Origin of the sequence: Jutongia hominis (assembly GCF_014384965.1) — a bacterium.
Classification (GTDB): Bacteria; Bacillota; Clostridia; order Lachnospirales; family Lachnospiraceae; genus Butyribacter; species Butyribacter hominis.
Map to the genome: position 1 here is coordinate 141,705 of NZ_JACRSW010000030.1, position 20,981 is coordinate 162,685.

Consider the following 20,981-nt stretch of genomic DNA (forward strand, 5'->3'; position numbering starts at 1 on the left):
AAAAACGCTCTTGCAGATCCTTACTTTCTGCTATGCAGAATAATTCGTTCGTTAATTCGCTCGAAAAGCAAATGCCGGCTTTGCTGTCGCTTGCTTGGATTTTGGAGTTATTATAACATTTATTTTTAGAAAGAAGGATTTATATGAAAAAAATATCATTTCTGATTTTATCAATTACCATCTTTGCATTCTTTTTCACTGTGCAATTGTGCCTTGGCCCTGCGACAAAAGCTTGTGCAGCAGTTAAAACAACCAATCACTCTGCTAAGCATTCTTTATATTCCTCTTCTCTTTTCTCTTATAACCAAACGATCAATCCATGGAATCATACGATCACATTAAAAAGCAAACGTATTATGCGAAAAAAAGAAGTCATCCGTTCAACACTGACTTTATCAAAAAGAGGGAAGAAAAAACAAATTTATCGGGCAAAGTTTGCATCTTTATCTTCTAATGGCAAAAAGATTACCTATACAATCATAAAAAAAGATCAGAAGAAATTATGCCCTTCCAATCGTTCCAAAAACGGAAAATATATTGTCAAAAGTTCTCTTTTTTCAAAAAGAAACATTCTGTCTTATCACGAACGCATTCCATCTAATACAATAGCCGGATTTATTGTCAACGATATTGGAAAACCGTTAGCAAAAGCCACTGTTATCTTGAAAGAAAAAAATAAAAAGATAACAGTCCGGACAGATTCACACGGATATTATAAGATTACAGCAGATATAACAAATTCAAAACCACATACTATCTCTGTCTCCAAAAGCGGATATCTTTCGCAAAGCAGAAAACTCAAAAACAAACTTTCTAAAGGTATATTATGCGAAAATTTTACTTTATCAAAAAAGAGAGCATCCTGTCAGGCAAACAATCATTCTATTGAATTTGAAATCAAAAACAAACAGGATCAGTCTCTTTCCAATACCACTGTCTATATTGTGCAAAAAGGGACTTCTACTATTCTTTTCTCAGGAAAAACAGATTCTTTAGGACAATTGCTTTTTAGTAATACAGATACATTTTGTAACGACGAGTATTCTGTCATAGAACGTTCTGATCCGTCAAACACAACTAGAGTATCGGTACAAAAAAAATATCAACCCAAAAGCAAGAATCATTTTTTGATTACAAAAGATCTTCTTAATCATGATAAAGAATACACAATTTTTGTACAGGATTTATCTTCCTCTGTTCAACCCCCTTGTTCCCAGACAATGCAATTTTCTTTTCGCTTTTCTGACTTTATGACAGATCATCTATACTTTTCACTCCATCTGTCTGACTGCCAGACTTTGTCATTACAGCATATTACATTACAAACAAAAGATATCACATTATTGCCAACAGATTTTGTTTCCTGTTCTATTTATACATCTTTAAAGCATACTCCGTTTTATACAAATGAATGGCATGTATCTGACATATCTGAAAATCTTCTATCCGGTCTTGATATAAAGAAACTATTTTTGCCGGATGGCACTTATTTCATTCAGTTTACATTATATAACCAGACACACACAGCAAAAGCATTATCTTCTGTTCTGCCTGTATCTGTTTTGCGTGGTAAAGCATATGCTGATACGATTATTTTGCAAAAAGCACAAAAAGCACTTAGTCTGAATTTTGCAGAATATACTTCTACTTCATTACAAGCTTCTTTTGACCTGTATCAAAAAAAGAATCACAACTATTTTTACCAGACTACGCTTCATTCTATGCCCTTTTTTCTGGCTGCATCAGGCTTTCAGCATACAGAACTTTGGTTAGCTCCCCTTTATCAAAACGAAGAATATCTTCTGCTTCCAAAAAAGAATTCTGCATTTGCATCTTCTTATTATATTTTTCATACAACATTAGAAAATACAACTCCTTTCGACTATCAGAATCCTCTAACAAAATACATGCTAAAAATATACTGTCAAAATAGCAATACTTCTTCGTTCCAGGAAAAAGTTCCAAATGATTTTTATGAACAATCCCTTTACCTGCTTGAGAATGATTCTTTTGTATTATCTCAAAAAGAAATCACACAGTCACAGACAACATTTCCTTGTATTTCCATTTCATATAAAAGAAATGGTGCATTTGCGTCCATGTCCGTATCAAAATCCTCAAATGCACCACGTACTTTCATTTATAAAAAATCCGGTTTGATCACTGATATCTACCTAAATCATTCATCATTAAAAACAAACCAGCCTAGTTATCAATAACACTGTCTTTTGTAACTTCTGCTATGATATTTTTCATTGGATCTACCTGCTGATCCCCAAAGAAATAGCCATTTTTCAGGTATTCCACTCCTCCTTTAAGTTTTTCTTTGTCCGATGCACATAATGTTGCAACTGTCTCTCCGGCTTTTACTTTATCACCTGTTTTTTTGTAAAAATAAATTCCGGCTTTTGGATCAATCGCACTATCCTTTGTTTCTCTTCCGGCACCCAGTACAACAGCGGTTTTTCCACATATTTCCGTATCCATTTTGACAACCCAGCCATCCTGCGGTGCAATAAAATCCTGATGATACTTAGCCGGTTCAAACTTGTCCGCATGATAGATATATTCTGGATCTCCACCCTGCGTTTTTACCATTTCGGCAAATTTTTGCAATGCACTTCCGTTTGCGATCACTTCTTTTACTCTTTCATGTGCTTCTTTTTCATTTGCAATTTTTGCAAGCATCAGCATATTAGCAGCAAAAACTTCGCAAATTTCCTGAAAATCTTTTGGACCTTTCCCCTGTAATGTCTGTATTGCTTCAACAACTTCTATCTCATTTCCCACAGCGATACCTAACGGTACATCCATATTTGTCAGAATTGCTTTCGTTTCTCTTCCGGCACCTTCACCGATCGCAACCATTTTTTGAGCAAGTATGATCGCATCTTTTTTCGACTTCATAAAAGCACCACTTCCAACCGTAACATCGAGTAAAATCTTATCACTTCCAGCCGCAAGCTTTTTACTCATAATAGAAGTTGCGATCAAGGGAATACTATCCACAGTAGCTGTTACATCACGCAAAGCATAAAGTTTCTTATCTGCCGGTGCGATTTCGCCGGATTGCCCAATAACAGCAAGTCCGGTACGATTAACAATGTCATAAAATTCTTTATCATCAATTGCCGTCCGAAATCCCGGAATGGATTCTAATTTATCTATTGTGCCACCGGTAAATCCAAGACCTCTTCCACTCATTTTTGCAACTTTACCACCACAGGCAGCAACAATCGGTGCGATCACCAATGTTGTTTTATCACCAACACCACCGGTGCTATGCTTATCCACTTTGATCCCCTGTATTTTAGAAAGATCCACCATATCACCCGATTTTGCCATATACTCTGTCATTTTTACAAGTTCATGATCACTTAAACCATGAAAGAAAATTGCCATCAGCCACGCTGCTACCTGATAATCCGGAATCTCTTCTTTTACATAACCTTCGATAACATATTGTATCTCCTGCTCTGTAAGTTCCTGTCCTCTTTTCTTTTTATCTATAATATCATACATTCTCATATGCATTTTCCTCCCTATGTAATCAGATCGTATTGCAAATGATCTAAATTCTTTCATTGAGCTTTCCGATTTTTTTTAAACATCTGACAAAATTTCAAGAAAGATTCACTCGTCCAACCCCATGTGAAAGCAGATCTTTTAATGTATAAATTTTATACTCCCTATTCGATCTTTCTAACTTTTCCTAAAACGTCTGATAAAATTTCAAGAAAGATTTGCTCGTCCAAATCCATGCGGAAGCAGATCTTTTAATGTATAAATCTGATATTCTTCATTTGATTTTGCTAAAATAATTTGAAATTTTTCCGGATCACAAAATTCCATCATAACCTGTAAGCAGACACCGCAAGGTGGACAAAAATCCTGTATTCCTTTTTTCTCACTACCACCGATGATCGTAATACTGTCAAACTCTTGCACTCCTTCACTAACTGCTTTAAAAAATGCCGTTCTTTCCGCACAATTCGTTGACGAATATCCGGCATTTTCTATATTGCATCCTGTAAAAATCTGCCCGTTTTTTGCAACCAGACAAGCTCCGACTTTAAAATGAGAATATGGTGTGTATGCCTTTTTTCTAGCATTCATTGCGAATTGAATCGTATCTTTTATTGTATTCATACTAACCGCACTCCTTTCCGGTCAAATTCTTTTTATAACAAATCATTTCATACTTTTTATTATTATCAGTATAACACCACTCATATCATGATAAAAGCAATATTAAGTTTTCTGAAAGGAATTATTTAGCCTTTAAACCTTTTCTGAAATGCAAAATCATATTATAATACACATATGAATAAATAATTTTCACAAAAATGTGATATATTGATTATAAGAATGAATATCTTATTTTTTTATATTCATTTCAAAGATGAAAAAAAAAGCCGGATTTGATATAATAAAATGTAATATATTAATTTAAGCCGTTATTTGTCTTGATACAAATAACAGAAATGGAGATAGCTATGAAATTATTAACGGTAACGATTCCGAGTTACAATTCTCAGGAATATATGCGCCATGCGATAGAAAGTGTATTAGTCGGTGGTGAAGATATAGAAATATTAATCGTAGATGATGGTTCATCTGACAACACTTTATCAATCGCACAGGAATATGAACAGAAATTTCCTACGATTGTACGAGCGATTCACAAAGAAAACGGAGGACATGGATCGGCTGTCAATACCGGTATTCAAAATGCAACCGGATTGTTCTTCAAAGTATTAGACAGTGATGACTGGTTTGACGAAGCCAGCTTAAAAAAAATATTACATTTTATTCATTATATTGTAAATGAATCAATACCGCTTGATATGATCATAAGCAATTACGTTTATGAAAAACCTAGTCTGAACAAACAAAAGACAGTCAATTACCGCAGTGCATTTCCAGTCAATAAATTCTTTGGCTGGGATGATGTAAAACATTTTAAAATAACACAAAATCTGCTTATGCATTCTATTATGTACAAGACAAGTATTTTAAAAGAATCCAAGCTGGAATTACCGGAGCATACATTCTATGTTGATAATATTTTTGCTTTTTGTCCTTTACCATATGTAAAAAAGATGTATTATCTGAATGTGGATCTTTACCGCTATTATATTGGACGTGAAGACCAATCGGTCAATGAAAAAGTCATGACCGGTCGTATTGATCAGCAGATTAAAATTACAAAAATAATGATTAATGCATATGACAGTATGGAAATTCCAAGCAAAAAATTAAAAAGCTATATGTTGCAATATCTTTCTATTATGATGATTGTAAGTTCTGCGTTATTAGTCAATGAGGGTTCTGCCACAAACATTGCTAAAAGAGATGCCCTTTGGGATTATTTAAAAACAACAAATCCTGCTGCATACAAAACAATCAGTTTACAAAAACTTGGACTTCCATTGCAATTTAAAACAAAATTCGGAAAATCAATTGTTGTAAAAGGATACCATCTGTTTAACCGCATTTATGGATTTAATTGATTGTAGATTTATGAACTACTACAAGGAGGAAAAAAATGGGTGAATTACTATATTATGATGAGGAAGAAGAATGGAATCGTGCCTTACTTCTTTATGATGCTGTATTAAAAGAAATTAGCACAAAACTTGAAATTCTAAACAACGAATTTAAACTGGCACACCAATACAACCCAATCGAGCATATAACATCCCGTATAAAATCCGCATCAAGCATTGCCCGCAAAATTCGGATCAAGGGCAAAGAATTAACAGTAGAAAATATACTAAAATATATTAATGACGTAGCCGGAGTGCGTATTATCTGCTCTTTTACTTCTGATATTTATCGCATCGCAGACGCCATTGCTAAGCAGGATGATGTTACTGTGTTAAAAGTCAAAGATTATATTGCCAATCCAAAACCAAACGGATATATGAGTTACCACATGATCGTGTCGATCCCTATTTTCTTGTCAAATGATGTAATTGATACAAAAGTGGAAATTCAGATCCGTACAATTGCCATGGATTTTTGGGCAAGTCTTGAGCATAAAATTTATTATAAATTTGAAGGAAAAGCTCCCGATGGAATTCGCGATGAACTTCGAGAATGTGCAAAGATCATTTCATTTTTAGATCAGAAAATGCTATCAATTAATGAAAATGTCAAAAATTATCACGATGATTTTAATGGCGGTTCTGCTATGGCAGCCGCTACATCTGAAGGAGAATCTTCTAATGATAATAAGATTCCGGATACTTTGAAACCATTATTTGGCTCATTGCACAATAACGAGGCAAATTCTTAAGAAATATAGTACACTAACAATATTGTTTATTATGTTATTAGTAATACCTGCATTATATATACTAATGCAACGCAAAAAAACTCATATAGTTATCTTTCAGATTTACCATATGAGTTTTTATATTTCCGTAAATTCTGATAAATATTGAGATTTATTCTGCTCTTACCGCACAAACAAACCTATTACAACAGCTAAATATGCCGTAATCATAATACTGCCTCTAATGGTTGCCGGAATCTTTTTGATTAATTGCATTAAAGTAACAATTACGCACAATATCATTACATCCTGAATATATCTTGCACTCATCCAAAAAGGATGTATGATTGCTGTACATCCAATTCCACCTGTAAGTCCCACTAATCCCTGAATGTATGATTCTTCCAATATCACTTCCTTTTTATTTCCACTTCTCATTGTTAAATAGATATAAGGCAGATTTAGTACCCAGACTCCCAGTAAAGAATTCACCAGATAAAATGATTGGTGCAATTTCCATGTAATATATGAAAATCCACTAAACAAAAGTGCAACTCCTGTATAAATTAAAAGAAATATTATAACAAAAACAATGATGCTTTTTTTAATACTTTGTGTATTCTCATGCAAATAAGATATTTCACCACTTTCTTTCTGCTCTATGGATTTCTTTGAAAAATAAGCCTGTATGAAAAGATAAAATAACAAAAGAAAAAACAATACCATTCCATCTGTTCGACTTATCATATTTTCAGTTGAAAACCAGCTTGCTGACGATCTGTTTCCAAACATCAAATAATCTGCTCCAAGAAAAAGAAAGACAATACAGCTAAATGCATAATACATCCCATGATTCCATATAACTGTATTTTTTTCTTCTTTCTCCAATACAAACTTCACGCCACATACTCCCAATATATGCAAAATAGAACTTCCTATAATTATAGTAAATACAAATTCCGTATTTCCATACAAATTTCCTGCTAAAAGTACACAAAACATAGTCATATAATAAATAATATTTCTATGAAAGAAATCATTTAATTCAATCCATTTTTTCTTTTTTGCCATTTCGATAATGAGGACAGGAATCACAGAAGTGATTACTGTCCCCAGGATTATTTTAATCATTGAACTCATTTACTATCTTTCCTCTGTTAATTTTTTCAAACTGACATTGGCTTTTGCTTCTTCTAGTGCCTGCTGTTCTTCTTCCGACAAAATTACAAATGCTTCACCATTTACAACCTCTTTTGCATATGTATAACAACCTTCTTTTGTGCTATGCATTGAATTCAAAATAAAACCATTGTTATCTTCTGTCAATAAAACTAAAACAAAGCTCAGTTTTCCACCGATTTCCTTAAATGCATCATATTTTACAAGACCGATTTTTTGATAAGCTGTTGTCAACTGACCACTAATTGCTTTAATTTGTTTGTAAATCTGATCAACATTTTCTTCCAAAAAGTCAATTGCAGCAAATTTTTCTAAAATAGCTTTTTCCATATTTTTGCCATTCTCACCATTCATAAAAATCTTATATTTTTTACGCATACTGGCATTCTTTGCCATTGTAACGATCAATAAGATCAACATGATAAGAATTACTCCAGCCATTCCCATTACTACATATCCGATATCAATATTATACTGTTCAAATAATTTCATTCTTGTTTATCCTCTTTTCTGCATATTTTTATTTATGTAATTATACTATTTTAGTTTTTATCTGCTATTTTTGTCATTAATTCCATAATACGTTCAAATTCATCCGGTGAATAATATTCAATTTCTATCTTGCCTTTTCCTTTTTTTCCATGATTAATATTCACCTTTGTACCCATTATCATTTTTAATTTTTCTTCAAAATTCTGATATATGGTTTTCATTTGCTCATCATTATTTTTTTCATCTTCTTTTTTTTCTGCTTTTGGAAGAAGAATTTTCTTCACTAGTTTTTCTGTTTCTCGTACACTTAATTTCTGATCAAAAACCTGAACTGCTGTTTCGTATTGTAAATCATTATTTTCAATCGCAAGCAATGCTCTTGCATGTCCACTTTTCAATTTATCTTCTACCAGCATTGTCCGGACTCTTTCATCAAGCTTTAACAACCGTAATGCATTTGTAATTGCGACTCTGCTTTTAGAGACTTTTTCGGCAATTTCATCCTGTTTCAAGTGAAATTCTTTAATTAGACTATCATATGCTTCTGCTTCTTCGATTGGATTCAAATCTTCTCGTTGAATATTCTCGATTAATGCAATTTCCATAACTTCCTGTTTCGTGTAATCTTTGATTACAACAGGAACTTCCTTCAGATTTGCTATTTTGGCAGCACGCCATCTTCTTTCTCCTGCAATAATCTGATAGAATCCTTTTTTCCCTTTTTGAACGATCAATGGTTCTATCAATCCATGCTGTTTAATAGAATCAGCTAATTCCTGCAAAGAATCCTCGTTGAAATTTTTTCTTGGCTGTGATTGATTTGGTTCTATTTTATTAATCGGTATTGTCTCTAACTCTTTCACTACCTCTTTTACTACTTCTTTAACTACTTTCTTTTTTTCTTCTCCTTTTTTTGTCCCTTGTGCTTTTGGAATCAAAACGTCAATTCCACTTCCTAATCCTCTTTTTTGTGGCATTATTCTTTTCCCCTTTCCAATACTTCTTCAGCCAAATTACGATATCCCTCTGCTCCGGCAGATTTACTGTCATATAAATTAATTGGCATGCCATAACTTGGAGCTTCCGCCAATCGAATATTTCTTGGAATAATTGTCTTATAGATATTTTGCTGTAGGTTTTCCTTTACATTTTCCACCACTTGTAATGATAAACATGTTCTAGCATCATACATAGTAAAGACAACACCCTCTATCTCTAACTTGCTGTTCAATCGTTCTTTAACTAATTCAATTGTATATAACAATTCGCTAAGCCCCTCCAATGCATAATATTCGCACTGAATTGGTACTAATACAGTATCCGCTGTTGTCATCGCATTTACCGTTAATATATTTAATGATGGAGGACAATCAATAATAATAAAATCAAATTGATCTTTTACTTGATCTACCTTTTCCTTTAATACATACTCTCTTTCATTTTTACCGATTAATTCAATTTCTGCTCCTGCTAATCCTCGTTCAGATGGAACAACATATAAATTATCGCATACAGACCGTTCCATCGCATCTGTAATTGAAATATCATCTAAAAGCACTTCATAGCTGGAATGTTCTACGGATGCTTTTTCAACTCCCAATCCACTGGTTGCATTGCCCTGCGGGTCCATATCTATCACTAAAACTTTTTGTTGTTTTTCTGCCAAACAAGCAGAAAGATTAATAGCTGTTGTTGTTTTACCAACTCCACCTTTTTGATTTGATATTGCTATTACCCTGCCCATTTTTTCATCCTTTCCAAATATAATTTTATCAATAGTCTATGTATTATTATAATATATAATCGTATAAAATTTCTATAGAATATTGCATATAAAATAATTTTTTATTTGTTCAATTTTTTTGAAATCAGCATTTTCCGTTAAAATATGTTTAACTGAATAAAGTGGAAACAAAGAAATATATATTTTATCTGTCTGCCAATATTTTTTTACATTTTATAGAAATATATACAGTGCTATGTATATATGTTACTTTTTTGTTAGATATAGCAATTAATGTTTCACGTGAAACATTTTTAACAATGTCCAGTTAAAAACACTCTAATTACGCATATTTTATTTTAAAAAAATATAGATATGTAATTAACCACTATACTCTTTATAGCAAAATGTTATTATGTTTTCTAAATAAAACCATTTAAATATATTACTCTTTTATTTATTTTCAGTTATCATCCTTTGCCTCTTTTGTAAAAAGTCTCGACTCAAATAAATTATTTTGTTTCATATAATTATTTTTTATTTATGCGATAACACTGATCAGCTAGTTGTTGCTTCGTTTCATATATCATTTTTTATTTATGCGATAACACTGATCAGCTGGTTGTTGCTCCGTTTCATATAATCATTTTTTATTTATACGATAACACCTGATCAGTTAGTTGTTATTTTATCTTGTATAAAATTAATCAACGATTCTTTTTATATCAGGAGTTCTTTAATTTGTTTTCAATAAAATCATTTATTTTTTTCATTTCATATTCATATCTACCAATTTATTATATAATTCTATTTATATTCAATTATTCTCTATATTTTATGTTATTACCTATAACGCATTAGCATAATGTTTCACGTGAAACATTATATAAATATAATCAACTGATAATTATATTTATATAATAGATGTTTTTGCTCTTCCTATATTTTTTTATGCATTTTTTTCATGAATACATTTTAATATCAATGATATAAAAAACTACTCTTCATTAATTATTTACATCTTATTATTCATTATATTTTCCGTTACTATATAATTTGAACTGGTATAATGTTTCACGTGAAACATATACCAGTTTAATTAACCCAGTATTAATTATTATTCTGAATATAATATAAATATTTTTTTACCTGTATTTTCAGTTCTATACATATTTACTTGTAATAATAAAAACAACTTTTTAATAATTTATGTGTATCTTATATTTCATTATAATTTTTCATTTCTATATGAGTATACACTAATATAATGTTTCACGTGAAACATTATTGAGCAATATAAATCAAAAATCTCCTATCTATTATTGTTTTCTATATAAACTCAAAACATTTTTTATATTTTAAATTCTGTCTTTTTAAATCACAGTGATACTTATATTTCAAAGGTCTTAAAAACATTTAATTGTTGTTTTATCAAAGATATCTTTTGCTTAATCTTTTCTATTTCTTCGACTGCCAATTTGATTTGTATCTTATTTTCCATGTTAGAGCCATCCGTTATATGTCGATTTAAATAATTAAGATGTGAAATTGCCTTTATCAAATTTTCATTTAAAATTTCATTAACTATACATATCATTTCATGAAATGATTTTTCTGACAATTTTTCCTTATTATAATTAAATTGAGTATCTTCCCGTATCTCAGGTGTGATAATTTCATCTGCAATAAAATATTCAGTATTTTCATCTTCCTCTAATGTCCGAATCAAATCATAAAAGAAAGTATTTTGCATTTGTATCTTCAATAAACTAGTTTGCAACTTCTTTTTATTATCATGACATTTTTGATACAAATTTTCTGATTTATAATTCATTTGAATTTCAGCTAAGGATATAAGATTAAATTTATTTTCCAAATAATCAAATGAAGACTGGTATTTATGTTTAATATTTTTCAAGCAATTTTGTTTTTTCTGATCTGACGTATTACTTTTTAAAACTAACAAAATATCATTATAATACATTATTATAAAATGAAGCTTTTGTATTATATTATCATTTTCCGATATGTATTTTTTTAACTTTTCTATTAATATATATTGCTGCATTACCAGGTCATCTCCTCGTATCTATTATTAAATTTTCCTTGGCATTAATAATTTCTTCTTTCTCTATATCAACATTTTACTGTATTGATATTTCAATCAAAACATCTATATTTTTTAAACATACAATCTAACTTTTATTTCATAAAGCCTACATACAATTTTCTTCTTTATTTTATTAAACATGCACCCCCTGTTTTTATTTGATGAAGCAGCAACCTACTTTCTTCACTATTTTATTCAAAATTCATTTTAATTTTCTTCTATTCAATCAAACAATACAATCCATTTTTATCTATATTTTATTATGCATATAATCATTTTTTATAAAACATGCTATCTATTTTCTTTATTTTATTTGACAAACATTCTAATTTTTCATATAAAAAAGATGTTAAAAGAACATAATACAAATCATGCTCTTATTAACACCTTTGTTAGTCAATTTATTATATTTTACGCTGATAGAAACCGTACTCCCTGGTTTTGTTATCTGTTTAACAAAACATTATTTGATTGATCCATACATCTTAAAAAGCAAATACCAATTTATCAAACTCATTTTACGTTTCGTCTTCTTGCCTACGGACAAGAAGCATTCCTCGCCTTCAGCTCAGTCAATATCATTTTTCTGTTATCTGCTTTGCTTTTTTATTTTGTTATCTTTTAAAATTTATTATACTTATACACTACCTCTCCATTATAACGGATTCCTTTTTGGTTTTCCAGCCTGTCTTGGATACTTTTTCTTCAAAGGACCATTTTTAGAAAAAGCTGCTAACACTCTATAATAATCCGTTTCCGGTAAAGTATATGAATATTCCTGATATAAAGAACAATTCAATTCCTGCATTGCATGCTTTGCTTGTCCTAACTCCTGTTGCAATGTTTCACTTTTATAAGAAATAAAATAACCATTCTGCTTTACAAAGGGAATACAAAGTTCCAATAAGACAGGCAATGATGCTACTGCTCTTGATACACAATAATCAAACCGTTCACGATACATCGTATCTTGTCCAAGATCTTCTGCCCTGCCATGAACAGTAGTAACATTTTTCAGATCACACTTTTCTGTAACCTGGTCAATAAAATGTAATCTTTTTTTTAATGAATCAGCTAATACAAATTCTGTATCCGGATTTAATATAGCCAAAGGAATTCCCGGAAAACCTGCACCTGTTCCTACATCAATTACCTTTTTACCTTTCAGATCAAAATAAGAAACAATCGATATACTATCAACAAAATGTTTTAATACAACATCTTTCATTTCTGTAATTGCTGTTAAATTCAATGATTTATTTGTCTCCAAAAGAAAATCAAAATATATTTGAAATTTTTCTAACATTTCATCCGTAAGTTCAATTGACAATGCACTTGCTGATTTTTTCAAAAATTCTTTCATATAACCCTCTTTTCCATTTATTACATATATCTAATTGTATTTTCTAAAAAGTAAACTTTTCCATTTCAATAAAACCCACTACAAGTAGAATAATATCTTTATTTCTAACTTACAAACACTCTGTTGCAGAGTATCTTTTCTGCCTAAGCAAAATTTAGTTCATTACATTTTCCTATAAAACAATCGCTTACTTTGCTATTTATACTATACTTTTTCTCGCTTTTCCGTTTTTTAGTCTACCTTGCGAATTGGCATTTTTATTTCCGTTGCCATGCCATTACATACTCTTTTTCTCCGGTAGCCTCATCCAAGCCACTATGCTGAATTTCAAATTTTTCTCTCTTATAAAAGGATATTGCCCGTGCGTTCTTTTGGTATACGTTCAAGAGTAACTTATTCCTTTTATCCTTTGCGTAATTCAGCAGAATTTTACCTATACCCTGCGATTGCATTTCACCAGAAACAAAAATACCCTCAACATATTCATCATTTAAGCCTATAAAGCCCTGTATTTCTATATCATACTCATACACATAAACCTCTGATCGTGACAGTGCTTCTTTTACTGATTTGAAGTTGCTTTTCCAGTATTGGGAGGGGATAAAATTATGTGCCTTTATATTTGTATCTAACCATATATCCGCAACTTTATTTATATCATCTCTTTGAAATTCTCTAATCATAACGGTGACTCTCCATAAAATTCCGATTTATCAAACTATTTTTCTTTTCCCTTTTTATCCTTCAAACAAGAAGCATCCCCCACGAAAGAAAATCGGTCAATCCTACTTTTAACACTTATTTTCTTTACTTTCTTTCGAGATAAACGAGCAGCACCGAAATATCAGCCGGTGATACACCCGAAATACGGGATGCCTGTCCGACAGAAGCAGGACGAAACTCCTTTAATTTTTGCGTTGCTTCTTTTCTCAAACTGTATACGTCATCATAATCAATATCTTCCGGTATTTTCTTATTTTCCAGCTTTTTATATTGGGCAACCTGTCGTTCCTGTCTCTTGATATATCCATCGTATTTTAAGTTAATATTAACCTGATCACAGACATCTGCCGGAAGACTTTCTCTGTCTGTATCAATTTCTGCAAGAAGATCATATGACAATTCCGGTCTTTTCAAAAGCTCAGCTAATGTTGCACCGGATTGCAAAAGTGTACTTCCGTTTTTTTCCAAGAATTTCTGTACTTCTTTTGTTGCACCGATTGTAGTTTTTTCCAAGCGTTGAATTTCTTTTTTAATCAGTTCCATTTTTTTACATAATTTATCATATCGTTCATCGGATATTAAACCAATATCATGACCAATGCCGGTCAAACGAATATCTGCATTATCCTGTCTTAAGAGCAGACGATATTCTGCGCGTGATGTCATCATTCGATACGGCTCATTCGTTCCCTTTGTAATCAGATCATCGATCAGTACACCTATGTAAGCCTGCGAACGATCTAAGATCAATGGTTCTTTTCCGGCAAGCTTTTGTGCTGCATTGATTCCGGCAATGATACCCTGTGCTGCGGCTTCTTCATATCCTGAACTTCCATTTGCCTGTCCGGCACTAAAAAATCCAGATATATCTTTAAATTCCAATGAAGCTTTTAATTGCACCGGGTTGATACAATCATATTCAATCGCATAGGCATTTCTCACAATCGTCGCATGCTCCAATCCCGGAACAGAATGATACATTTCATATTGCACATCTTCCGGCAATGAACTTGACATACCTCCCACATACATTTCATTCGTATAATTACCCTCCGGCTCCAAAAAAACCTGATGACGGTTCTTATCAGCAAAACGTACTACTTTATCTTCAATTGATGGACAATAACGTGGACCTGTGCCTTTGATATTTCCTGAATAGAGAGGCGAACGGTCAATATTATCCATGATGATCTTATGTGTCTTCTCATTTGTATAAGTAAGCCAGCAGGAAATCTGCTCTTTCTCAATATCTTCCGGTGTATTTGTAAATGAAAAAGGAACAACTTTTTCATCACCAAACTGCTCTTCCATTTTACTAAAATCAATCGTTCTTTTATCTACTCTAGCCGGTGTACCTGTTTTAAACCGTCTGATATCAACGCCAAGATCTAACAAAGACTGTGTCAGATGATTGGCTGCCGATAATCCGTTTGGTCCTGTATAATTACTGACATCACCATAGACACAACGGGCATTCAGATAAGTTCCCGTACACATAACAACAGCTTTGCAAGGATATTGTGCATCGGAAGCAGTAACAACACCTGTAACTTTTCCATCCTCTACAAGGATTTTTGCAACTTCACCCTGCTTGATCGTCAGATTATCTGTATTTTCCAAAACCATACGCATTGACCGGCTGTAATCCTTCTTATCTGCCTGTGCACGCAAAGAATGAACTGCAGGTCCTTTTGACATATTTAACATTTTAGACTGGATATATGTTTTATCAATATTCTTACCCATTTCTCCACCCAGAGCATCTATTTCGCGAACCAGGTGTCCTTTCGAGCTTCCGCCAACGTTTGGGTTGCACGGCATCATTGCAACACTGTCAATGCTGACCGTAAAGACCAAAGTACGAAAACCAAGCCGCGCAAGAGCCAATGCTGCTTCACATCCTGCATGACCGGCTCCTATCACAACAGCATCATAACTTTCATATATATAAGACATTATTCATACTCCTTTTCCCATCTGACACTTATTTTCCCATACAAAATTCTTTGAATATTTTATTGACCAGATCTTCCGAAGCTGTCTTTCCATTGATCAGTCCCAACTTTTCATAAGCATCCATCATATCAATAATAAACAGATCTTCCGGCATTCCATCTTCAATCGTCTGCATTGTCCGTTTTAAACTTACTACTGCTTTTTCAACCGCATCACGATGTCTTACACTCGTCAGATAAATCTGGTCATTATAAGAAATGTTTCCTTCTAAGAAAGAATCTGTAATATATTTTTCCAGTTTCGAAAGTCCCTTTGTCGTTTTGCTTGAGAAATCAATACAATCCCAATGCAATTTTTGTTCAAGTTCTTTGTCATCAAGATTCTTTTCTAAATCTGATTTATTTTTTAAGATTACTCCTTTCTTATCTGAAAGAAGTTCTATAATCTTATGATCTGCTTCGTCCAAAGGAATACTTGCATCCACAACATAAATAATAAAATCAGCCTGTCCAAGATATTCTTTTGCCTTTTCAACACCCATATGTTCCACAATATCTTCTGTATCATGAATTCCTGCCGTATCTACTAAATTCAACACAATATTACCTATATGAACGGTTTCTTCCAATATATCACGCGTTGTTCCGGCTATATTTGTAACAATCGCTCTTTCCTCATCAAGCAAAAGATTCATTAAAGATGATTTTCCGGCATTTGGCTTTCCGACAATGACAGTATTGATACCTTCTGACTTCATTCGTCCATTTTCAAAATTATCCAGAAGTTCATGCAAACGGTTACATTCCTTTTGAAGTATATCATACAATTTTTCTGAAAATCCATCCAGTTCATAATGTTCAGGATCATCTAATGCTGCTTCAATATATCCCATATTATGCAAAATTTCCTGTCTGATTTCTTCAATATATCCCGAAACACGTCCTTCTAACTGTTTCGTTGCACTTTCTAATGCAAATTCTCCTTTTGAAGATATCATCTTCATAACGGCTTCAGCCTGTGCAAGATCAATACGTCCATTTAAGAAAGCTCTTTTTGTAAATTCTCCGGGTTCTGCTAATCTGACACCCTGATGCAATATTCTCTTTAGAATCTTTTGTACCAAAAAAGGACCACCATGAGAATCAATTTCAACAACATCTTCACAAGTGTAACTTCTGGGAGCTTTCATCAAAAGAACCATTACTTCATCTAACATCGATCCATCTTCATTGACGATCATTCCATAATGGATCGTGTGTGTCTCTTTTTTTTCAAAATAAGCCTGATTCCATTCTTTCTTTGGATCTTTCAGATATTTTTTTGTCCGGAAGATAGCACCGGCTGCTTTTAAAGCATCCGGTCCACTGATTCTTATAATTCCAATTCCTCCACCCATTCCACTGGCAATACCGGCAATTGTATCAAATTCCATTGAACTTCCTCCAATACACAAAAAGTCTTTTTCCTATTTCACAAAAAAGTGCAAAGCCAGCGCTTTGCACTCCAAGAATTGCTAAAGCAATTCTTGTTGGTGTACCGCTACTGTACGAGCAATTTCCTATATAGCAAAAAAGGGAGCTGTCTTCCAGCCCCCTTACCATCTCATCAAACACATACTTTTTGATTCGGATTATTTTATGCAGACCTGACTATGCTTCTACATCTGTTGAAACTGTCTCTTCTACACTTTCATCTCTGTTATATGCATTTTTCTTATTATATGGTTTGCGATAATTATTCTTTCCATAGGAACGATTACGAGAATATCTTCCACGGTTTTCATAACCGGTATCAACGCCGTCTTTTAAGGTAATAACCACTTTACGATATGGTTCTTCTCCTTCGCTATGTGTTTCTACATATTTATCTTTTTGTAATGCAGAATGGATAATTCTTCTCTCATAAGGATTCATAGGCTCTAAATAAACCGGTTTGTGAATTCTCTTTACTTTATGAGCAAGATTATGAGCAAGGTTTTCCAATGTTTCTTTACGACGCTCACGATAATTTTCTGTATCAAGTTTTACTTTAATATAACTTTCTGAATTGCGGTTTACAGCAAGACTTACAAGATATTGCAAAGAATCCAATGTATTTCCTCTTTTACCGATAAGGATTCCCATTTCGTTTCCTGTCAGCTCGATATCCATCGTATTTTCATCTTCATGATAAATGGCTTCTACTTCAACTTCCATATTCATTGCATGAAATACTTTTACTAAAAAATCTTTTGCAATTTCTTCATATCCCATCTTCAAACGTACGCGGATGATGGCAGGCTTGTTGATCAGACCAAGAAGCTTAGAAGACTCTTTCTCTACCACTTCATATTCTACTTTATCACTTGATGTATTAAATTCGATCAATGCATTTGTTAATGCTTCATTTGTTGTTTTAGCTGAAAACTCTTTCCATTCCATTATATATCTCTCCTTTTTCGTACATACTTGTCCACATTTTGTATTATCTATAACTGCTTTTTCCATGCAAATCTCCGGTTTGCATTTCAACTTCACTTTATAAAGACTATTTAATCATGTTTATGACAAATTTTTCTAATTTTTCTTTGTATCTTGCGATTTATCGCGGTTTAACATATTTGCATATGCCGCAATACTGCCTTCTTTGTATTTTGAATTTTCAGGACGCTTATAATCGCTCTTCTTTGCCTTATTAACAGCTTTATTTACATTTGCAGTATTCTTCTTAGGCTGTGATCCTGTATTCTTGTTGATTGTGCTTGTCTTCGTCTTAGCATAATTCTGAACCTTATCCGGATCAATACCTCGCTTGATCATACGCTCTCTGGCTTTTTCGGCATTCTTTGCTAACATTTCTTCCATATCTACTTTACTAAAATACAGATTAATGAAAAGCTGCTGAAAAATTCTAAATACATTACCGGCTACCCAGTATAAACCAACACCGATTGGGAACATAAAACACATAACACCTGTTACAAATGGCATTACCGTATTCATCGTCTTCATAGAATTTGCAGTAGGATTATCCTGCATATTCTGCTGTGGTGTACCTGCCATACTTAACTTTGTACTTATAATCTGTGTAATTACAGAAAAAACAGGAATGCTGAAACCAAGTGTCAAAGCATTTCCACCGACAAACGGGACTTTAGGTGCATCTGCAATGTTCATTCCAAAAAAAGAATTAATTGATGCTGCACGCGTTGATGTACTTGTAATTTCCTTTAATACTTGTTTTGCATCTTTCGCATTCTGTATCACATCCATATTCTTTAACTTGTCCCAGGCCTCCTGGTTAAACTGACCGATAACGTCTATATAATATTTAATATCCGTCTTTGCAGCAGTTTTTGCAGCATCATTTACCGCATTTGTTACTACATAAGTTTTTGTTTTCATAAAGTCGGCTAACTGTGCTACCGTAATATCTAAATCTTTTAAATTTCCTGCAACACCGGCATAAATATCATATACCTGATTTACATAAGCCGGAATATTATAAATAACACGATACAAAGCAAATAAAATAGGAAATGTGATCAACAATGGAAGACATCCGCTTGCCGGACTGACACCGTATTTCTGATATACAGCCTGCGTTTCCATTGACATCTTCTGCTGGGATGCCTGATCTTTTTTATTTTTATATTTGTTCTGAATCGCCATGATTTCAGGATTCATTATATTCGACATTTTAGCAAACTTTTGTTGCTTAATCTGAAGCGGAAGCATCAATGCATTTACCAAAAATGTAAATAAAACAATACAGATACCTGTATTTTCAATTCCTACAAGTGACAATACATAATAAATTGCCTCAAGAATCTTTCCGAGTACACGGGCAATCGGTCCTAAAAAAGCTCCCTGGTAAGTTGTTAATATTGCGCTCATCATAATATTTTTCCGGTACTTTCTAATTTAAGGAACCGGATCATATCCTCCTTTCGCAAAAGGATGACATCTTAAAATCCTCTTAACAGCTAAAAAACCCCCCTTCAAAAAGCCGTACTTTTCCAAAGCCTGTATTGCATACTGCGAGCATGTTGGAGTATAGATACATGACGGTCTTCCTTTTAAGGGAGATATATACTTACGATATAAATTTATAAGAAAAATCATTATTTTTTTCATTTATAATCATCTCATCACTATTTTGTGCAGCCTACCTAAATGTAATAATGCACTTTCCACATCAAAATAACTTCTTTCCTTAGCCGTATTTCTTGCTACTATTACAATGTCAAACCCTTTTTCAAACTGTTCCAAATTTAAACGAATACTTTCTCTTATCAACCGTGTAACCCTATGCCTTACAACACTGTTACCAACTTTTTTACTAACTGTAATTCCAAATCTGTTCTCCTCCGAATCATTCTTGAGAACATACATTACCAAATACTTATTAGCATAGGATTTTCCACGATGATAAACATTTAAAAACTCTCTGTTTTTTTTAATTGAATTCAATGCAACAAACCCTCTATAAAAAAGAAAATTGTGATAGAAGAAAAGGCCACATAAATGCGACCTATGCAGATAACTTATGTCTTCCTTTTGCTCTTCTATTTGCTAAAACTTTTCTTCCATTAGATGTCTGCATTCTCTTTCTGAAACCATGAACTCTACTTCTAGACTTCTTCTTTGGCTGAAATGTCATCTTCATTGTGAATACACCTCCTTAAATTCATCAATAATTATACGCAAAATCACGTGTATCTCATATTATACAAGCAAAGTAAAAAATAGTCAAGCTTTTTTTACACTCCTTATTATTTTCTCTCCATTATTTTCTTTTTTCACACTTTCTTACAAACTCTCTCATTCTCCATAACATTTTAAAAATCATGTTACATTTTACCTGTCATTAAATAAAATCCGGATCTTATTTGAATCAATCCTGCTTTGCGTTTTATTACTATGACATTTTGGTATGCAGGCCACTTCGTTAAAAAACTTTGCCATACGGATATCCAAATATCATTTTGTGACTTATACACAATTTTATACACATGTGCATTTTGTTCATTGTTATTTTAAAAATATACACATTACCAATTCTACTAAAAACAAATCATATTATAATAGGAAGAAACGCAAACTATTATATTTTTATTCTACAATATGATAATACTAATATTCACATAATACACCAATAGACTAATCACACAATT

The 20,981-nt window shown here is 32.5% G+C and carries 19 protein-coding genes; 3 read left to right on the forward strand and 16 right to left on the reverse strand.

The genetic code is table 11. The annotated features are described in order from the left end of the window. The first annotated feature begins 143 nt into the window (after positions 1–143). Positions 144–2,219: a carboxypeptidase-like regulatory domain-containing protein gene (locus tag H8700_RS07965; protein ID WP_249304931.1), complete on the forward strand. Its 2,076-nt coding sequence runs from the start codon at positions 144–146 to the stop codon at positions 2,217–2,219. Here H8700_RS07965 and H8700_RS07970 read toward each other — a convergent pair. Continuing rightward, complete coding sequence (locus H8700_RS07970) at positions 2,206–3,528, reverse strand: thymidine phosphorylase (protein WP_249304932.1); 1,323 nt, start codon at positions 3,526–3,528, stop codon at positions 2,206–2,208. The genes H8700_RS07965 and H8700_RS07970 overlap by 14 nt on opposite strands. Before the next feature lie 204 nt (positions 3,529–3,732). Beyond that, positions 3,733–4,149, reverse strand: a complete 417-nt coding sequence (gene cdd, locus H8700_RS07975) for a cytidine deaminase (protein WP_249304933.1) — start codon at positions 4,147–4,149, stop codon at positions 3,733–3,735. A gap of 347 nt (positions 4,150–4,496) precedes the next feature. Here cdd and H8700_RS07980 point away from each other — a divergent pair, with 347 nt between their 5' ends. Together H8700_RS07980 and H8700_RS07985 are read left to right on the forward strand one after the other, a co-directional pair. Continuing rightward, positions 4,497–5,513 carry a glycosyltransferase family 2 protein gene (locus H8700_RS07980; RefSeq protein ID WP_249304934.1) on the forward strand — a complete coding sequence of 339 codons (1,017 nt, stop codon included), beginning with the start codon at positions 4,497–4,499 and terminating at the stop codon, positions 5,511–5,513. A gap of 35 nt (positions 5,514–5,548) precedes the next feature. Further along, on the forward strand, positions 5,549–6,301 hold the full coding sequence (locus H8700_RS07985) for a GTP pyrophosphokinase (RefSeq protein WP_249304935.1): 753 nt from the start codon (positions 5,549–5,551) through the stop codon (positions 6,299–6,301). Between the two features lie 162 nt (positions 6,302–6,463). On the opposite strand, the gene H8700_RS07990 is transcribed toward H8700_RS07985, so the two are convergent. The 14 genes from H8700_RS07990 to rpmH all read right to left on the reverse strand — a co-directional run bounded on the left by H8700_RS07990 (position 6,464) and on the right by rpmH (position 20,473). Beyond that, positions 6,464–7,420 (reverse strand): hypothetical protein, encoded by a 957-nt coding sequence (locus H8700_RS07990; RefSeq protein ID WP_249304936.1) that lies wholly within the window; start codon positions 7,418–7,420, stop codon positions 6,464–6,466. Between the two features lie 3 nt (positions 7,421–7,423). After that, complete coding sequence (locus H8700_RS07995; RefSeq protein WP_022142659.1) at positions 7,424–7,951, reverse strand: DUF4446 family protein; 528 nt, start codon at positions 7,949–7,951, stop codon at positions 7,424–7,426. 50 nt (positions 7,952–8,001) lie between these two features. Further along, positions 8,002–8,928 carry a ParB/RepB/Spo0J family partition protein gene (locus H8700_RS08000; protein ID WP_249304937.1) on the reverse strand — a complete coding sequence of 309 codons (927 nt, stop codon included), beginning with the start codon at positions 8,926–8,928 and terminating at the stop codon, positions 8,002–8,004. Beyond that, entirely contained in the window at positions 8,928–9,695 is a 768-nt protein-coding gene (locus H8700_RS08005; RefSeq protein WP_249304938.1) for a ParA family protein, read from the reverse strand. Before H8700_RS08005 ends, H8700_RS08000 begins: the two co-directional genes overlap by 1 nt. Before the next feature lie 1,369 nt (positions 9,696–11,064). After that, positions 11,065–11,742, reverse strand: a complete 678-nt coding sequence (locus tag H8700_RS08010) for a hypothetical protein (protein WP_249304939.1) — start codon at positions 11,740–11,742, stop codon at positions 11,065–11,067. A gap of 697 nt (positions 11,743–12,439) precedes the next feature. Next, complete coding sequence (rsmG, locus tag H8700_RS08015) at positions 12,440–13,147, reverse strand: 16S rRNA (guanine(527)-N(7))-methyltransferase RsmG (RefSeq protein ID WP_249304940.1); 708 nt, start codon at positions 13,145–13,147, stop codon at positions 12,440–12,442. 257 nt (positions 13,148–13,404) lie between these two features. Continuing rightward, positions 13,405–13,830 (reverse strand): GNAT family N-acetyltransferase, encoded by a 426-nt coding sequence (locus H8700_RS08020; RefSeq protein ID WP_249304941.1) that lies wholly within the window; start codon positions 13,828–13,830, stop codon positions 13,405–13,407. 124 nt (positions 13,831–13,954) lie between these two features. Continuing rightward, entirely contained in the window at positions 13,955–15,826 is a 1,872-nt protein-coding gene (mnmG, locus tag H8700_RS08025) for a tRNA uridine-5-carboxymethylaminomethyl(34) synthesis enzyme MnmG (RefSeq protein WP_249304942.1), read from the reverse strand. Between the two features lie 28 nt (positions 15,827–15,854). Further along, the gene (mnmE, locus tag H8700_RS08030) at positions 15,855–17,258 is read right to left on the reverse strand and encodes a tRNA uridine-5-carboxymethylaminomethyl(34) synthesis GTPase MnmE (protein ID WP_249304943.1); all 1,404 of its coding nucleotides are present in this window, start codon (positions 17,256–17,258) and stop codon (positions 15,855–15,857) included. 217 nt (positions 17,259–17,475) lie between these two features. Beyond that, positions 17,476–18,246 (reverse strand): RNA-binding cell elongation regulator Jag/EloR, encoded by a 771-nt coding sequence (jag, locus tag H8700_RS08035; protein ID WP_249304944.1) that lies wholly within the window; start codon positions 18,244–18,246, stop codon positions 17,476–17,478. Between the two features lie 135 nt (positions 18,247–18,381). Further along, positions 18,382–19,704: a YidC/Oxa1 family membrane protein insertase gene (locus H8700_RS08040; RefSeq protein WP_249304946.1), complete on the reverse strand. Its 1,323-nt coding sequence runs from the start codon at positions 19,702–19,704 to the stop codon at positions 18,382–18,384. Between the two features lie 24 nt (positions 19,705–19,728). After that, the gene (yidD, locus tag H8700_RS08045) at positions 19,729–19,941 is read right to left on the reverse strand and encodes a membrane protein insertion efficiency factor YidD (protein ID WP_249304948.1); all 213 of its coding nucleotides are present in this window, start codon (positions 19,939–19,941) and stop codon (positions 19,729–19,731) included. 6 nt (positions 19,942–19,947) lie between these two features. After that, positions 19,948–20,277 carry a ribonuclease P protein component gene (gene rnpA, locus H8700_RS08050; RefSeq protein ID WP_022142648.1) on the reverse strand — a complete coding sequence of 110 codons (330 nt, stop codon included), beginning with the start codon at positions 20,275–20,277 and terminating at the stop codon, positions 19,948–19,950. 61 nt (positions 20,278–20,338) lie between these two features. Next, the gene (gene rpmH / locus H8700_RS08055) at positions 20,339–20,473 is read right to left on the reverse strand and encodes a 50S ribosomal protein L34 (protein ID WP_022142647.1); all 135 of its coding nucleotides are present in this window, start codon (positions 20,471–20,473) and stop codon (positions 20,339–20,341) included. Between the last annotated feature and the right edge of the window lie 508 nt (positions 20,474–20,981).

Excerpts from the sequence above, each read along its gene's own strand:
- H8700_RS07965 (WP_249304931.1), top strand. The coding sequence starts at position 144 with ATGAAAAAAATATCATTTCTGATTTTATCAATTACCATCTTTGCATTC.
- H8700_RS07970 (WP_249304932.1), bottom strand. The coding sequence starts at position 3,528 with ATGAGAATGTATGATATTATAGATAAAAAGAAAAGAGGACAGGAACTT.
- cdd (WP_249304933.1), bottom strand. The coding sequence starts at position 4,149 with ATGAATACAATAAAAGATACGATTCAATTCGCAATGAATGCTAGAAAA.
- H8700_RS07980 (WP_249304934.1), top strand. The coding sequence starts at position 4,497 with ATGAAATTATTAACGGTAACGATTCCGAGTTACAATTCTCAGGAATAT.
- H8700_RS07985 (WP_249304935.1), top strand. The coding sequence starts at position 5,549 with ATGGGTGAATTACTATATTATGATGAGGAAGAAGAATGGAATCGTGCC.
- H8700_RS07990 (WP_249304936.1), bottom strand. The coding sequence starts at position 7,420 with ATGAGTTCAATGATTAAAATAATCCTGGGGACAGTAATCACTTCTGTG.
- H8700_RS07995 (WP_022142659.1), bottom strand. The coding sequence starts at position 7,951 with ATGAAATTATTTGAACAGTATAATATTGATATCGGATATGTAGTAATG.
- H8700_RS08000 (WP_249304937.1), bottom strand. The coding sequence starts at position 8,928 with ATGCCACAAAAAAGAGGATTAGGAAGTGGAATTGACGTTTTGATTCCA.
- H8700_RS08005 (WP_249304938.1), bottom strand. The coding sequence starts at position 9,695 with ATGGGCAGGGTAATAGCAATATCAAATCAAAAAGGTGGAGTTGGTAAA.
- H8700_RS08010 (WP_249304939.1), bottom strand. The coding sequence starts at position 11,742 with ATGCAGCAATATATATTAATAGAAAAGTTAAAAAAATACATATCGGAA.
- rsmG (WP_249304940.1), bottom strand. The coding sequence starts at position 13,147 with ATGAAAGAATTTTTGAAAAAATCAGCAAGTGCATTGTCAATTGAACTT.
- H8700_RS08020 (WP_249304941.1), bottom strand. The coding sequence starts at position 13,830 with ATGATTAGAGAATTTCAAAGAGATGATATAAATAAAGTTGCGGATATA.
- mnmG (WP_249304942.1), bottom strand. The coding sequence starts at position 15,826 with ATGTCTTATATATATGAAAGTTATGATGCTGTTGTGATAGGAGCCGGT.
- mnmE (WP_249304943.1), bottom strand. The coding sequence starts at position 17,258 with ATGGAATTTGATACAATTGCCGGTATTGCCAGTGGAATGGGTGGAGGA.
- jag (WP_249304944.1), bottom strand. The coding sequence starts at position 18,246 with ATGGAATGGAAAGAGTTTTCAGCTAAAACAACAAATGAAGCATTAACA.
- H8700_RS08040 (WP_249304946.1), bottom strand. The coding sequence starts at position 19,704 with ATGATGAGCGCAATATTAACAACTTACCAGGGAGCTTTTTTAGGACCG.
- yidD (WP_249304948.1), bottom strand. The coding sequence starts at position 19,941 with ATGAAAAAAATAATGATTTTTCTTATAAATTTATATCGTAAGTATATA.
- rpmH (WP_022142647.1), bottom strand. The coding sequence starts at position 20,473 with ATGAAGATGACATTTCAGCCAAAGAAGAAGTCTAGAAGTAGAGTTCAT.